The 10,610-nt window shown below is 38.8% G+C and carries 27 protein-coding genes; 23 read left to right on the top strand and 4 right to left on the bottom strand.

Annotated features, from left to right (window positions below; translation table 11 throughout):
- The coding region (locus tag HT703_RS06360) for a S24 family peptidase (RefSeq protein ID WP_172923251.1) at positions 1-745 on the bottom strand (745 nt) is incomplete at its 3' end.
- A gap of 168 nt (positions 746-913) precedes the next feature.
- Between HT703_RS06360 and HT703_RS06355 the strand changes: the two genes are divergently transcribed.
- The 3 genes from HT703_RS06355 (at position 914) to HT703_RS06345 (ending at position 1,788) form a co-directional block, all read left to right on the top strand.
- Complete coding sequence (locus HT703_RS06355) at positions 914-1,189, top strand: hypothetical protein (RefSeq protein WP_023937601.1); 276 nt, start codon at positions 914-916, stop codon at positions 1,187-1,189.
- A gap of 72 nt (positions 1,190-1,261) precedes the next feature.
- On the top strand, positions 1,262-1,405 hold the full coding sequence (locus HT703_RS06350; RefSeq protein ID WP_000969964.1) for a hypothetical protein: 144 nt from the start codon (positions 1,262-1,264) through the stop codon (positions 1,403-1,405).
- A 170-nt stretch (positions 1,406-1,575) separates the two neighbouring features.
- On the top strand, positions 1,576-1,788 hold the full coding sequence (locus HT703_RS06345; RefSeq protein WP_023934689.1) for a hypothetical protein: 213 nt from the start codon (positions 1,576-1,578) through the stop codon (positions 1,786-1,788).
- On the opposite strand, the gene HT703_RS06340 is transcribed toward HT703_RS06345, so the two are convergent.
- Together HT703_RS06340 and HT703_RS06335 are read right to left on the bottom strand one after the other, a co-directional pair.
- Positions 1,764-2,444, bottom strand: a complete 681-nt coding sequence (locus HT703_RS06340; RefSeq protein WP_023937598.1) for a DUF4145 domain-containing protein — start codon at positions 2,442-2,444, stop codon at positions 1,764-1,766. The genes HT703_RS06345 and HT703_RS06340 overlap by 25 nt on opposite strands.
- A gap of 175 nt (positions 2,445-2,619) precedes the next feature.
- Complete coding sequence (locus tag HT703_RS06335) at positions 2,620-2,844, bottom strand: hypothetical protein (RefSeq protein ID WP_000040990.1); 225 nt, start codon at positions 2,842-2,844, stop codon at positions 2,620-2,622.
- 117 nt (positions 2,845-2,961) lie between these two features.
- Here HT703_RS06335 and HT703_RS06330 point away from each other — a divergent pair, with 117 nt between their 5' ends.
- Positions 2,962-3,108, top strand: coding sequence for a hypothetical protein (locus HT703_RS06330; RefSeq protein ID WP_023396448.1), 147 nt, complete (start codon positions 2,962-2,964; stop codon positions 3,106-3,108).
- A gap of 119 nt (positions 3,109-3,227) precedes the next feature.
- Here the strand turns inward: HT703_RS06330 and HT703_RS06325 are convergent, their stop codons facing one another.
- A complete protein-coding gene (locus HT703_RS06325; protein WP_000040988.1) occupies positions 3,228-3,452 on the bottom strand; it encodes a hypothetical protein in 225 nt (74 codons plus the stop codon).
- Between the two features lie 116 nt (positions 3,453-3,568).
- Between HT703_RS06325 and HT703_RS06320 the strand changes: the two genes are divergently transcribed.
- From HT703_RS06320 to HT703_RS06240, 19 genes are all read left to right on the top strand, one after another.
- A complete protein-coding gene (locus tag HT703_RS06320) occupies positions 3,569-3,712 on the top strand; it encodes a hypothetical protein (RefSeq protein ID WP_166727862.1) in 144 nt (47 codons plus the stop codon).
- 104 nt (positions 3,713-3,816) lie between these two features.
- Positions 3,817-4,107, top strand: a complete 291-nt coding sequence (locus tag HT703_RS06315) for a hypothetical protein (protein WP_023937079.1) — start codon at positions 3,817-3,819, stop codon at positions 4,105-4,107.
- An 11-nt stretch (positions 4,108-4,118) separates the two neighbouring features.
- Positions 4,119-4,841, top strand: coding sequence for a hypothetical protein (locus HT703_RS06310; protein WP_138702332.1), 723 nt, complete (start codon positions 4,119-4,121; stop codon positions 4,839-4,841).
- Between the two features lie 11 nt (positions 4,842-4,852).
- Positions 4,853-5,173: a hypothetical protein gene (locus tag HT703_RS06305; RefSeq protein WP_054388388.1), complete on the top strand. Its 321-nt coding sequence runs from the start codon at positions 4,853-4,855 to the stop codon at positions 5,171-5,173.
- 15 nt (positions 5,174-5,188) lie between these two features.
- Complete coding sequence (locus tag HT703_RS06300) at positions 5,189-5,485, top strand: hypothetical protein (protein ID WP_000391808.1); 297 nt, start codon at positions 5,189-5,191, stop codon at positions 5,483-5,485.
- Positions 5,478-6,287 carry a phage replisome organizer N-terminal domain-containing protein gene (locus tag HT703_RS06295; protein ID WP_054388386.1) on the top strand — a complete coding sequence of 270 codons (810 nt, stop codon included), beginning with the start codon at positions 5,478-5,480 and terminating at the stop codon, positions 6,285-6,287. Before HT703_RS06300 ends, HT703_RS06295 begins: the two co-directional genes overlap by 8 nt.
- A complete protein-coding gene (locus HT703_RS06290; RefSeq protein ID WP_164496823.1) occupies positions 6,275-6,433 on the top strand; it encodes a hypothetical protein in 159 nt (52 codons plus the stop codon). The genes HT703_RS06295 and HT703_RS06290 overlap by 13 nt, the downstream gene beginning before the upstream one ends.
- Positions 6,427-7,197 (top strand): ATP-binding protein, encoded by a 771-nt coding sequence (locus HT703_RS06285; protein ID WP_000228207.1) that lies wholly within the window; start codon positions 6,427-6,429, stop codon positions 7,195-7,197. Before HT703_RS06290 ends, HT703_RS06285 begins: the two co-directional genes overlap by 7 nt.
- 14 nt (positions 7,198-7,211) lie before the next feature.
- Positions 7,212-7,406 (top strand): hypothetical protein, encoded by a 195-nt coding sequence (locus tag HT703_RS12145; RefSeq protein ID WP_345890289.1) that lies wholly within the window; start codon positions 7,212-7,214, stop codon positions 7,404-7,406.
- Positions 7,406-7,630 (top strand): hypothetical protein, encoded by a 225-nt coding sequence (locus HT703_RS11740; RefSeq protein ID WP_138702330.1) that lies wholly within the window; start codon positions 7,406-7,408, stop codon positions 7,628-7,630. Before HT703_RS12145 ends, HT703_RS11740 begins: the two co-directional genes overlap by 1 nt.
- Before the next feature lie 90 nt (positions 7,631-7,720).
- On the top strand, positions 7,721-8,116 hold the full coding sequence (ssb, locus tag HT703_RS06280; protein ID WP_000609556.1) for a single-stranded DNA-binding protein: 396 nt from the start codon (positions 7,721-7,723) through the stop codon (positions 8,114-8,116).
- A 15-nt stretch (positions 8,117-8,131) separates the two neighbouring features.
- The gene (locus HT703_RS06275; protein WP_000233205.1) at positions 8,132-8,299 is read left to right on the top strand and encodes a hypothetical protein; all 168 of its coding nucleotides are present in this window, start codon (positions 8,132-8,134) and stop codon (positions 8,297-8,299) included.
- A complete protein-coding gene (locus tag HT703_RS06270) occupies positions 8,286-8,477 on the top strand; it encodes a hypothetical protein (RefSeq protein ID WP_023938752.1) in 192 nt (63 codons plus the stop codon). Before HT703_RS06275 ends, HT703_RS06270 begins: the two co-directional genes overlap by 14 nt.
- Positions 8,467-8,799, top strand: coding sequence for a hypothetical protein (locus HT703_RS06265; protein WP_172929983.1), 333 nt, complete (start codon positions 8,467-8,469; stop codon positions 8,797-8,799). The genes HT703_RS06270 and HT703_RS06265 overlap by 11 nt, the downstream gene beginning before the upstream one ends.
- Entirely contained in the window at positions 8,771-9,088 is a 318-nt protein-coding gene (locus HT703_RS06260; protein ID WP_172928372.1) for a hypothetical protein, read from the top strand. The genes HT703_RS06265 and HT703_RS06260 overlap by 29 nt, the downstream gene beginning before the upstream one ends.
- 1 nt (position 9,089) lies before the next feature.
- On the top strand, positions 9,090-9,575 hold the full coding sequence (locus HT703_RS06255) for a DUF1642 domain-containing protein (protein WP_172928373.1): 486 nt from the start codon (positions 9,090-9,092) through the stop codon (positions 9,573-9,575).
- Positions 9,575-9,862, top strand: coding sequence for a hypothetical protein (locus HT703_RS06250; protein WP_172928374.1), 288 nt, complete (start codon positions 9,575-9,577; stop codon positions 9,860-9,862). The genes HT703_RS06255 and HT703_RS06250 overlap by 1 nt, the downstream gene beginning before the upstream one ends.
- A complete protein-coding gene (locus HT703_RS06245) occupies positions 9,862-10,338 on the top strand; it encodes a class I SAM-dependent methyltransferase (RefSeq protein ID WP_000502463.1) in 477 nt (158 codons plus the stop codon). The genes HT703_RS06250 and HT703_RS06245 overlap by 1 nt, the downstream gene beginning before the upstream one ends.
- Positions 10,335-10,595: a DUF1372 family protein gene (locus tag HT703_RS06240; protein WP_000819332.1), complete on the top strand. Its 261-nt coding sequence runs from the start codon at positions 10,335-10,337 to the stop codon at positions 10,593-10,595. The genes HT703_RS06245 and HT703_RS06240 overlap by 4 nt, the downstream gene beginning before the upstream one ends.
- Positions 10,596-10,610 lie beyond the last annotated feature (15 nt).

Below are 10,610 nucleotides of genomic sequence, written 5' to 3'. Positions count from 1 at the left end.
ACACCCCGATAACTGCATAGATCTTGATGTGTGTGTCTTCGGCTGGTGGGAAGTCTAGGGTGATGTCTTCGTACTTGTCATTGAGTGATACGAGGCGTAAGCGTCCGTTTTCGGTATAGATCTTTTTGAAGTAAGAACGGTCTCCGTATGCGATAACTGCTAGGTCTCCGTTGTAGGTGGTCAGTCCTTTGTCTACTAAATAGAGAATATCTCCGTCTTGGTAGTCAGGCTGCATGGAGTCTCCGCTGACCTTAGTCGCAATGTCGTGACGTGGCGGTTGCTGGTCAACCTCTATAGTCTCTCTGTCTGTATCGTCGTACCCAAATCCATAGTTAAATCCAGAAGCTGCGGCTGTCTCAGATACAACCTCAACTTGGTACAAGTCGAGAACTTTCTCCGATACTTCGTTTATCTTCGTTTCTTCTTCGTTTTTCTGCTCGTCCAGTTGCCTCTTTGCATAATTCAGGACTTTGCCCTGTCTAGGTGGTTCTAGTTCGTCGTAGATGGTTTGGATTGGGGAAGTGGCTTTATCAACATGACTTGAAAAATCTTCACCGAGTAGCAGGGATTTTTTGATACCAAAAATAGCAGACATCTGCTCTATATTATTCATTAGAGGCTGGTTTCTACCAACTTCCCACGCCGATATAGCAGTAGGAGCCACTGACAGTTTCTTAGCCAATTCCTTTTGAGTAAGTCCAGATAGTTTACGATAGTACTTTATATTTTGAGCCAATGAATCCATTCGCTAACTCCTTTCTTTCCTTTGTTTTATACCCCTATTGTACACTTAAAGTGTAAAAAAGTAAAATTTTTTTAACAAAAAGGCAAAAAACACTTGCAACTACACTTGAAGTGTAGTATAATATAATCAAGCTTAAGGAAATAACAAAACAAACCGGAGGAAAACACCATGAACACATTAAACGAGAAAGCAATCAACATCTTTAAAGCAGTAGCTAAGGAAACTTTAATCCAAGGTACTTACGAGGAAAACTTCCTCTACAGCCAACTTGAAACATTCTGTACTAACTGCCGTCAATTCGCTTTTGGATGGACAGAGTTAGCAGAAGAGATTGAACGTCAAGAGCATTACCTTCTTGATGCTGGTTTCACTCAAGAGGAAATCGATGACATTCGTTTTGATGCAGCATTTGCAGGAATGTTTGATAAACTAAATGTAGCCTGATTGGTATCACCAAGGTTCGAATCCTTGGCAGGTTGTTGCTCCAAGAGCAAAATAAAACAGGAGGTAAGGCGAATGATGGAACACATCATAAAAAGCCTAGCAACCAAGGACACCACAACCGTCATCTTGGTACTAGGCTTAGTAAACGAAGCTCGTCTTTGGCATAAGCAGTACTTAGCTTACAAGCTCAAAGACAAAGAGCTTAAGAAAAAGTAGAGAAAGGGGCAGAAGCCCCAACCTCTACTTGATAGTGTACCATCATTTGCCGTGAAAAGCAATGAGTGAAGAAATTGGATTGATAATCCTAGCAGGATTTGTGGTTGTGTCTTTTACTATCCGTCAGATAGTGAAGTACCGATGTGATAAAAAAGATAAGGAGTAGGGGAATGCCAGGACAAAAAGAAAAATACCACGATAGACGTGGTAGACCTGATGAGTTGAAGGTTGAAAAAGTTATCCATCTTTCAATTTTGAGAGGCGAAGGAACCGAGACGGATGGCATTAGGGTTGTAGAACAGTATTATAACATGGACGGCAATCTAATATTTGAGTTAGATCCTTGCTCTCCGCATTATCAAGAATTTTTAGGTTTGCGTTGATTTTGTTTATCTTTGTCCAAATCTAAAATATCTTGTAGTAATTGCTCGTTATCATGGCGTTCAATATACCATTTTTGCATAAGTAGTTCTATAAACTTCAGCAACTTGTGAGCCTCATTTGATTCGATATCCACTATAAGATTTACATCTTTTTCTGGATGGGCGCCAATGTTTCCAAGTTTTCGTAGAGCGTCGAGTACATTTTTAGTGCTAGGGTCAACAGCCTCTTTTAAAGCATCTATCTCATCTACTAACCTTGCTTTAGAAATTCCCCAAAAATCTCTAATCATTCCTTGTAGACAACGTCTAGAGAGGGTAGCAGAAGCTTTGGGGCTGAGATCTAAGATAGCGTGAGCTTCTTCATAATCACTTCTGATAGCCTGAGGGATGTAGTCTGGATAGACTTTTGCAAGTGAAATAGGGTTGAAGTGCATAATACGATTTGGAAATTGACTACCAACGCCCACGATATCAATCGAAACTTTATGACAGTTTGGACACTTCATTGATTGTATTTTTATTTTATCGCTCATATTTTCGTCACTTATAAAATGTGAACGACGAATCAAAAAGTAGTGTTCGTCTTCTCGGAATGTATCGTAGTGCTTTGGAATAGAACAACCGCAAAATAAGCAGAATAGTTGATTAGAATCCATAAGATTTCTCCAATCATTTTTATTTTGATTATACCACATTTGAAAGGGGGTGAGGATATGAGGCCAAGACGATATCCGTATAGTGGGAAAAGAAAAAAGCAATCTGATAGACAAATCGCTAAGTTAAAAAGAGATATTGATGTAAATCGTACAAATATATCATCTTTAAAATTCGTTATAGAAACTTTAAGTAACCATCAGAATTATCGATAACTTGATAACCTTGAGCAGTTGCTTCTTCGATAATTTCAGCTTTAGACATTTCAAAATCAGATAACTGAATTACTGCGCTAGGTTTATCAGTAGTCGACTCTGAAAAATAAGATAATAGAATATTATCGAGATTTTCCCAGGTTAGTTTCTTAACAACGTGGTTTGGCTTATGGCTAAGCTTACTCATTTTTTGAACCTCCTTTCTGCTGAAGTTTTGACTAAAACGGTGAGAGGTCCTAGTCAAGAGTATTATAGCAATTTAGGAGGATATTACATCAGTCTTGAGGCTGATATAGGAGGTTGAATGGAAGATAAAATCATCGAACTTGCTGATTACTTCATCAGCGAATCTACAACGTACAGAGAAGCAAAAATAGCGTGTGAGAAGCTATTGAAACAAGTCAGCCATGAGATAGAACTCAGGGCGATGGAAAGTAGAACGAGGGTATGAAATGAGACCAAGACGATATCCGTATAGTGGGAAAAGAAAAAAGCAATCTGATAGACAGATCGCTAAGTTAAAAAGAGATATTGATGTAAATCGTACAAATATATCATCTTTAAAATTCGTTATAGAAACTTTAAGTAACCATCAGAATTATCGATAACTTGATAACCTTGAGCAGTTGCTTCTTCGATAATTTCAGTTTTAGACATTTCGAAATCAGATAACTGAATTACTGCGCTAGGTTTATCAGTAGTCGACTCTGAAAAATTAGATAATAGAATATTATCGAGATTTTCCCAGGTTAGTTTCTTAACAACGTGGTTTGGCTTATGGCTAAGCTTACTCATTTTTTGAACCTCCTTTCTGTTAAATTTTTGACTAAAACGGGAGAGATATTAGTCAAGAGTATTATAGCAATTTAGGAGGATATTACATCAGTCTCAAGACCGATATAGGAGGTTAAATGGAAGACAAAATCATCGAACTTGCTGATTACTTCATCAGCGAATCTACAACATACAGAGAAGCTAAGATAGCATGTGAGAAGCTATTGAAACAAGTCAGCCATGAGATAGAACTCAGGGCGATGGAAAGTAATACAGTTTGACAACAACGCAAAAAAGCACCTGACGGCAATCAGGCGCATACTAAAACAATTTAAACCATTATATCACAAAAATGCTTGCCCGCATAGTTGAGAGGATGTAGAAAATGGAAGGTATAACGTTACAATTACGATTAGACGGCGAAAGTGCTGAATTGTTCACAAATCAATTATTGGCTTTTGCTGAAAAGCAGGTCAAGGAGCAGTTAGAGAATGATCGTATGCCAATCAATCAACAGGCTTTGATGAAGAAGTTTGGCTTTACTCATGCCTATATTAAGAAATTAGAACGTAAAGGGTTAAGATTTCGTAAGCAAGGGAAAGATATTATGTACGATGTCAATGATGTTTATGAAATTTTGGAATTAGAGAAAGAAGTACGAAAATTAAGAGCGTAAGGAGAGAGAAGATGAATAATAAAAAAGCATACAAACATAAGATGAAAAAAGAGAATAGACCAGGTTTACGAAAATTCTTTGAAAGATATGAGCACGAAGATGAAAATCTTAAAAAAATTGTACAAGATTTATCCAACGAGAAATTTAATCCACTTGACAAACCAAATGATTACAACGGTTCATTTGGTCATGATTTTATGTCGATAATGTGGGCAACTTTGCTTATTGATATTTTAAAAAATCTTAGAAAAGAAGTTTCGTCTTCTGCCAGTGATTTAGATTTAAAACTTGGATTTACTAAAGGATATCCGATGGCTAGTATTGTAAATACTCAGACAAAACCAACCAAAAAGAATGTAAAAATACTTAGCAAAATATTTGATAGAATGCATATTCTGTTTCCTGAAGAAACAAAACGAGCAAGAGAAAGAGAAAGCTTAGATAAATACATTGATGTGAATGAAATTTTACAGAGAACATTGTTACTTCATGGATTTAATGAATCCGCTAACGCTCTCAAAAATTATGAGAACGAAATCGATTCAGAACTAGAATCCGATGAACAAACAGAGACTGATAATAGAATTATGTCTAACATCTACGAACTAGTTATAAGTGATACCATTATTCAGTTTAACGAAGATGACACAGTGCTTAGTGTATTGAAGAAAATAAAAGAACAGACAAATTTGAAGTTTGAAGTTTTTGAAACACTGAAAGAAAAAGTTATTTAGGAGATTAAAAAATGTTTGAACCACCGATTTTAGACCAGTTGATGGGTGTTGGAGCTTTGCTGATTGGATTTGCAGGGCTTTGCCGTCATATCAAATTGCAAGAGGAGCGTAAGGAAAAAGAAAGACGAGAAGAGCAAGAATTTGCGTCTATGATTACCCAAGGCTATAACCAAGCTTATGAACGTGGTAGAGAGGATAAATGGCAAGAAATCCGCAAGAATATCCGTAGAGAGTTCAAGGGTTTCACCTACGACAACGAACCGCCTGTAGGATTGCGCCCTGAGCCTCTAGCCTTGCCAGAGCCGAAACAGTCTGCAATCAGACTTTTGTAATGATGAGGTCAGGAAATGGAAGAATTGATTGAATCGCTGGATAACCTGATTATGATTGTTAAAGAACTGGAAGGAAGGGAATCAACTTCAAGACATTTTATTACGACATGGGAAAACGATTATAAAAATCTATTACTAGTCAAAGAATACCTAACAGACTATAAAAAACTAGCTAAGGACTATCGTGATGTGGAGCTTAAAAATAAGCTGCTAAAGATTGAAAAAATGGAGCTGGAAGGCAGGTACATCTATGAGGATATGCGAATGAAGTATCGCGCTAACCGTAGGAAGTGGGGTGCTAGGTATGTCTGAAATTAAGTGGATAAAAATCACAACCGATATTTTTGACGATGAAAAGATTTGCCTGATTGATGCCTTGCCTGATCCTGATGCCATCTTAGTGATATGGTTCAAGATTTTGACACTTGCTGGAAAACATAACAGTAATGGTTTGTTGATGATGACTGATAAGGTTCACTATACAGATGAAATGTTAGCTACTATTTTTCGTAGACCATTGAATACAGTAAGAATGGCTATTGGAGTTTTTGAACAGTTTGGGATGATTGAGATTATCGATGGTATTATTAGCTTGCCAAATTGGGAAAAACATCAAAACGTTGACGGAATGGAGAAAATAAAGGAACAGACACGCAACCGTGTAGCCAAATACCGTAAAAAACAGAAAAATCTTGCTCTTGGTAACGTTACAGGTAACGTTACAGTAACGGACGGTAACGCACTAGAAGAAGATAAAGATAAGAATAAGAATAGATTAGATAAAGATAAGAATAAGAAAAGAATAACTACTACTAATAGTAGTGGTGGTCAAGAAAATATTTTAGAACTTTTTCAATCTGAGTTTCGTAGACTCTTATCTGGATTTGAAATTGAAGAAATCAACCATCTACTAAATGAGAATGATGTGAATTTGGTAAAGGAAGCACTGAAGACTGCTATTAACTCAGGAAAGCCGAACATCAAATATATTGGTGGGATTTTAAGAAATTGGCAGATGAACAATGTTACCACTGTTGAACAGGTTCGTCAATCGGAAAAGAAGAACAAGGATAAGAAAGAAGAACAGGAGGCCAAGGACGAATGGGGGTACTAGAACTAATTGAACAATTCGAGATTGACTATTATCCGTTAAGCTACGAGAAGAAAACTCTTTTAGCAGACCAACCAATTCATCAAGTGGTTGCATGCTTGTCTGAAATGGCTAGCTGGCATGAATGTGGAGGTCGTCTGTCATGGTAGACAATGTGTTTGAGGAGATTGCCTTATCTTATCACAGGAATACAGAACAACAAGATGAGTTTTGCGAAAAGCATAACATTCCTTTGATAAAGATATTGCGGACTGAGAGTGTTGTATGCCGCATGTGTGAATCTGAGCGGATCCATGAGGAGAATCAAGCAAGAGTGAATGAACTGGCCGACGCTGAGAATGAGCGAGAGAGGAAATACTATCTTGAGAAGTTTTCTCTTTATGATGAGGTTTTGAAAAATGCGACTTTGGACAACTTTGAGACACCCACTGAAAAAGAAGCGGAAAAGCTAGCTTTTGCAAAGAGGATTTGTCGTGAGTGGTCTGAGGGGGCTAGGAACAACATCGTGTTACAAGGAGAAGCTGGAACTGGTAAGAGCCATTTGGCCTTTGCGATGGTTAAGGCTCTATCTGAGTACACGAAAGAGATTGCGATTTTTATCAATGTGACGGACTTGTTGATGAAGATTAAAGCTGATTTTAGTCAGGAAGAGTTTCTGGTCAATAAAATTGCCAGTGCTAAGTTCTTGGTTTTGGATGATTTGGGCATGGAAAAGGATAGTGAGTGGTCGTTTACTATCCTCTACAATATCCTGAATAAGCGTTCAAATACAATCATTACCACCAATTTGACTTCTGCTGATATTCAGAAAAGATATGGCAGACCCTTTATGTCCAGACTGATGAAGGGTGTAGATAAAGACCATTTGATGGTTTTTAATGACTTGACAAACAAGCGGAAGCACTATTTTTAGAATGGAGGTAGCTGATGTTTATTTTAAGACATGGAACAAGAGAGGATAAGCCCTTTCTGAGATCCGTGGTTATCGGAGTGACCGGCTTGGACATTTCATATTCTGAGGAGAAGAAAGCCTTGCGGTTTGTTTCTCGGGGGGCAGCCCTACAGGTAGGAAAGGCATTGAGGGGTTCCTTTGGGACCTTTTACCCTGTTGAGGTGGAGTGATGTTAGAGCTTTACTTCGTCTACAACGGGCACTGCAAGTTTTACCTTGGGAGGTTTGACAATGTCGATGATCTCATTGAGCAGATGGAAGACCATCAGTGGGCTTTCTCGGCTATCACTCAGCCAAGGTTTCAGAAGCACATTGGTCAGCGGACGACACGGTTTGACTATGGTGCGAAGGATTGTTACTATTTAGCAACTTTTTTCAGGAGGATAAGAAAATGATTGAACTTATTAAAGAATTTGGCATGGCTATTCTATGGCTATTTCTCGGCTACTTAATCGGAGAACGTGCAGCAAGAAAGGACAAGAAAGATGATCAATAATGTTACGTTAGTGGGGCGCTTGACGAAAGACCCTGAATTAAAACATACACCGTCGAATGTGGCGGTTGCTACCTTTACTCTGGCGGTCAATCGGAATTTCAAGGGAGCCAACGGCGAGCGAGAGGCAGACTTTATCAACTGTATGATGTGGCGCAAGCAGGCGGAGCTATTCGCAGAATGGTGCAAGAAGGGTAATCTGGTCGGTGTGACGGGTCGCATCCAGACAAGGAACTACGAGAATCAGGAGGGGCGCAGGGTCTATCTGACTGAGGTGGTCGCAGATGGTTTTGAGCGACTTGAAAAGCGTGATGATACTGCTAACCGTTCGAATATTGAGGAACAAATGCCAGGATACGCCCTTGAGGAAGATGATTTTCCGTTTTAGTGGGAGGTAAGAAATATGGTTGGAGTAACCTATCAGGAAATTCATCTCTTTGTTGAGTTTTTGAAAAAGCAGTATGGGCAAGGGCGTCCAGACTATATTGAAGCCCTGAACGACTTAGACGGTATGGCGGAAGTCTCCTATAGAGAAGCTATTGAAAGATTTTTAGACGATGAATTACGATAAACAGGTAGTAATCGAAGGACTGAAACGCACAATTGAGCAAAATGAAGAGAAGATAATCGAGTATTCGAAACCGTGCGATGCACGCAAGAGACGGATTAGAGCGCTGGAGCGCGATTTGTTGAAGAAAAAGAATAAAGAATTGAGAGGGAAAGTGGAGGAGTTGGAAGATGAAATATAAAGTGACAGAATACCATTCAGATTTTCAAGAAGAACAGACTGGCACTTGCGAATTGTGTTTTGGTACAGCGTGGGTTGAAAATGGTTCAATAACGGTTGAAGATGAAAATGGAACTGAAACAGAAATTTATTTAACTGTTTGGGATTGGGACGATTACGACACAATCTACATTGATAATGTGGTTAATTTCTCAGCTTGGTTGCAAGAAAGGGAAGTTGACCAAATCGTTGAAGAAACCGAACGTTGGTCGTGGTTGCATGAATTGGTAGAAAAATATAATGAGGAGTTGGAAGATGATGGAAGATTTAAAGAAAAAAGTTAATGCAGTATACAACTGGACGGTAGAAGACGGGAAGCCGCAACCTCCCAAGCAAGATTTACCACAAGCGGTGAAAGACCGGGCGGACTATTTTTGGGAAATGGCAGAAGATGGTATGACGTTTATGGGAGCGATGGAATGCATCTTTGCTGATGAAAAGCCTACAGACTATGAATTGGGAGCTACTAAGGGTTGGTTGCCAAAATCTAAGGAGTTTGATGATTGGATTGGCTATTCGCCAAGCATGGCTCAGGTAGTTATTGCAGTTTATTTGATTTATGGAGGAAACTAAGATGAATATTAAGTCATTGATTAAGAAGTACGAAGCGGTTGAATGTGTTGTAGGTATTGTTAGCGGAAAAACTATTCTAAAAACCGTTCTAAGAGACTTGGAACAACTAGACGAACCGCAGAAAGTCAAAGTTCCGCAGTTTGTGGCTGAATGGATTGAGGAAGCTAGAAAAGCTTGTAAAGACGTGGCAGAATTATTCGAATTTGATTTCACGAACGATGAAGTTAGGAAATGGTTTATGCAAGAAAGACCATTTGATTTAGTTGCTCGTGCATGGCTTGACGGCTACGAGGTCGAAAAAGAGAAGCGGTATTTTGTTAGTCTGAATAATGGGCAACCTTTGACTAAAACGCAATCAGGGAAGGTTCTTTATTTTAACCAAAATATAATTACTGGAAATTATAAATTCACCCGCAAAGAACTTGAAGAAGCTGGTTTCGGCTGGGTGTTCGATTGTGAGGGTGTTGAAGTTGAGGAGGTGGAGTGATGATACAAACGCTTGAAGAAGGAATGAAGAATCAAAGTAAACGCATAAAAATCCCAATGGAAATTAGACCGTTTGATGTTGGTTATCGAATAGTAAATAAACACGGTCAAGCGCTGACCCTAAAAAACGGAGCAAGCATATTCGCTTTACCTTCGCTGGCCGAAAAAGCGATAAAGAAAGAGTTTAGTAAAAATGACCCAGACTTTGACATTGAAAAGCATTTTGTTGAAGAGGTCGCTATTGTCAATTTAAGTAAATTTCATAGTTATTTTGAGGAGGTGGAATAATGGGAGATATACGAATACTAGACGCTTGTTGTGGCAGTCGTATGTTTTGGTTTGATAAAAATGAGAGTCATACAACTTTCATGGACATCAGACAAGAAAAATTTGAAATACATGGGAAAAAGGTAAACGTAAACCCTGACGTTGTCGGAGATTTTCGTGATATGCCATTCGATGATGAAACATTTAATCTAGTAGTATTCGATCCGCCACATTTGAAATGGGCAGGTCAAAACTCAATTATGAGATCACAATATGGCGAGCTGGATAAAGTTACCTGGCCGGAAGATTTAGCCAAGGGTTTTGAAGAATGCATGAGAGTTCTAAAAGTTGGAGGTACTCTAGTTTTTAAATGGTCTGATTGTCAAATCAACGTTAAAGAGGTTCTTAAATCTGTACCTTTTAAACCATTGTTTGGACAACAAAGAGGTACTACGCATTGGATGACGTTTATGAAATTTGAGGAGGTCACAGATTGAAACGATTCATAGCTATCTGGATTCTGGTATCTGCTGGACTAAACATCTGGCAGATGGACAGGATTGCAGAACTAGAAAAGAAAAAGCCGATGGTTATCTACAAGGCGGATAACGCAGGCGCTGAGATATTTGGTAAGGTCGTCGAGAAAGGACGACATGGCAAATTATACACGCTTACGATTCGTGACTACGGGGTGTTTGTGGTTACGAAGGACGTGTATGAGAAAGTGAAAGTTGGGGATGAGGTGATGTTATGATACCAAAATTTAGAG

Origin of the sequence: Streptococcus sp. 3874 (assembly GCF_013276425.1) — a bacterium.
Classification (GTDB): domain Bacteria; phylum Bacillota; class Bacilli; order Lactobacillales; family Streptococcaceae; genus Streptococcus; species Streptococcus pseudopneumoniae.
Note: the sequence above shows the minus strand (reverse complement) of the source record. Positions and strands in the feature narration are given on the sequence as shown.

Excerpts from the sequence above, each read along its gene's own strand:
- HT703_RS06305 (WP_054388388.1), top strand. The coding sequence starts at position 4,853 with ATGTTTGAACCACCGATTTTAGACCAGTTGATGGGTGTTGGAGCTTTG.
- HT703_RS06275 (WP_000233205.1), top strand. The coding sequence starts at position 8,132 with ATGGTTGGAGTAACCTATCAGGAAATTCATCTCTTTGTTGAGTTTTTG.
- HT703_RS06265 (WP_172929983.1), top strand. The coding sequence starts at position 8,467 with ATGAAATATAAAGTGACAGAATACCATTCAGATTTTCAAGAAGAACAG.
- HT703_RS06320 (WP_166727862.1), top strand. The coding sequence starts at position 3,569 with ATGGAAGACAAAATCATCGAACTTGCTGATTACTTCATCAGCGAATCT.
- HT703_RS11740 (WP_138702330.1), top strand. The coding sequence starts at position 7,406 with ATGTTAGAGCTTTACTTCGTCTACAACGGGCACTGCAAGTTTTACCTT.
- HT703_RS06315 (WP_023937079.1), top strand. The coding sequence starts at position 3,817 with ATGGAAGGTATAACGTTACAATTACGATTAGACGGCGAAAGTGCTGAA.
- HT703_RS06285 (WP_000228207.1), top strand. The coding sequence starts at position 6,427 with ATGGTAGACAATGTGTTTGAGGAGATTGCCTTATCTTATCACAGGAAT.
- HT703_RS06355 (WP_023937601.1), top strand. The coding sequence starts at position 914 with ATGAACACATTAAACGAGAAAGCAATCAACATCTTTAAAGCAGTAGCT.
- HT703_RS06340 (WP_023937598.1), bottom strand. The coding sequence starts at position 2,444 with ATGGATTCTAATCAACTATTCTGCTTATTTTGCGGTTGTTCTATTCCA.
- HT703_RS06260 (WP_172928372.1), top strand. The coding sequence starts at position 8,771 with ATGATGGAAGATTTAAAGAAAAAAGTTAATGCAGTATACAACTGGACG.
- HT703_RS06335 (WP_000040990.1), bottom strand. The coding sequence starts at position 2,844 with ATGAGTAAGCTTAGCCATAAGCCAAACCACGTTGTTAAGAAACTAACC.
- HT703_RS06300 (WP_000391808.1), top strand. The coding sequence starts at position 5,189 with ATGGAAGAATTGATTGAATCGCTGGATAACCTGATTATGATTGTTAAA.
- HT703_RS06325 (WP_000040988.1), bottom strand. The coding sequence starts at position 3,452 with ATGAGTAAGCTTAGCCATAAGCCAAACCACGTTGTTAAGAAACTAACC.
- HT703_RS06350 (WP_000969964.1), top strand. The coding sequence starts at position 1,262 with ATGATGGAACACATCATAAAAAGCCTAGCAACCAAGGACACCACAACC.
- HT703_RS06345 (WP_023934689.1), top strand. The coding sequence starts at position 1,576 with ATGCCAGGACAAAAAGAAAAATACCACGATAGACGTGGTAGACCTGAT.
- HT703_RS06290 (WP_164496823.1), top strand. The coding sequence starts at position 6,275 with ATGGGGGTACTAGAACTAATTGAACAATTCGAGATTGACTATTATCCG.
- HT703_RS06245 (WP_000502463.1), top strand. The coding sequence starts at position 9,862 with ATGGGAGATATACGAATACTAGACGCTTGTTGTGGCAGTCGTATGTTT.
- HT703_RS06255 (WP_172928373.1), top strand. The coding sequence starts at position 9,090 with ATGAATATTAAGTCATTGATTAAGAAGTACGAAGCGGTTGAATGTGTT.
- HT703_RS06295 (WP_054388386.1), top strand. The coding sequence starts at position 5,478 with ATGTCTGAAATTAAGTGGATAAAAATCACAACCGATATTTTTGACGAT.
- HT703_RS12145 (WP_345890289.1), top strand. The coding sequence starts at position 7,212 with ATGTTTATTTTAAGACATGGAACAAGAGAGGATAAGCCCTTTCTGAGA.
- HT703_RS06330 (WP_023396448.1), top strand. The coding sequence starts at position 2,962 with ATGGAAGATAAAATCATCGAACTTGCTGATTACTTCATCAGCGAATCT.
- HT703_RS06250 (WP_172928374.1), top strand. The coding sequence starts at position 9,575 with ATGATACAAACGCTTGAAGAAGGAATGAAGAATCAAAGTAAACGCATA.
- ssb (WP_000609556.1), top strand. The coding sequence starts at position 7,721 with ATGATCAATAATGTTACGTTAGTGGGGCGCTTGACGAAAGACCCTGAA.
- HT703_RS06270 (WP_023938752.1), top strand. The coding sequence starts at position 8,286 with ATGAATTACGATAAACAGGTAGTAATCGAAGGACTGAAACGCACAATT.
- HT703_RS06310 (WP_138702332.1), top strand. The coding sequence starts at position 4,119 with ATGAATAATAAAAAAGCATACAAACATAAGATGAAAAAAGAGAATAGA.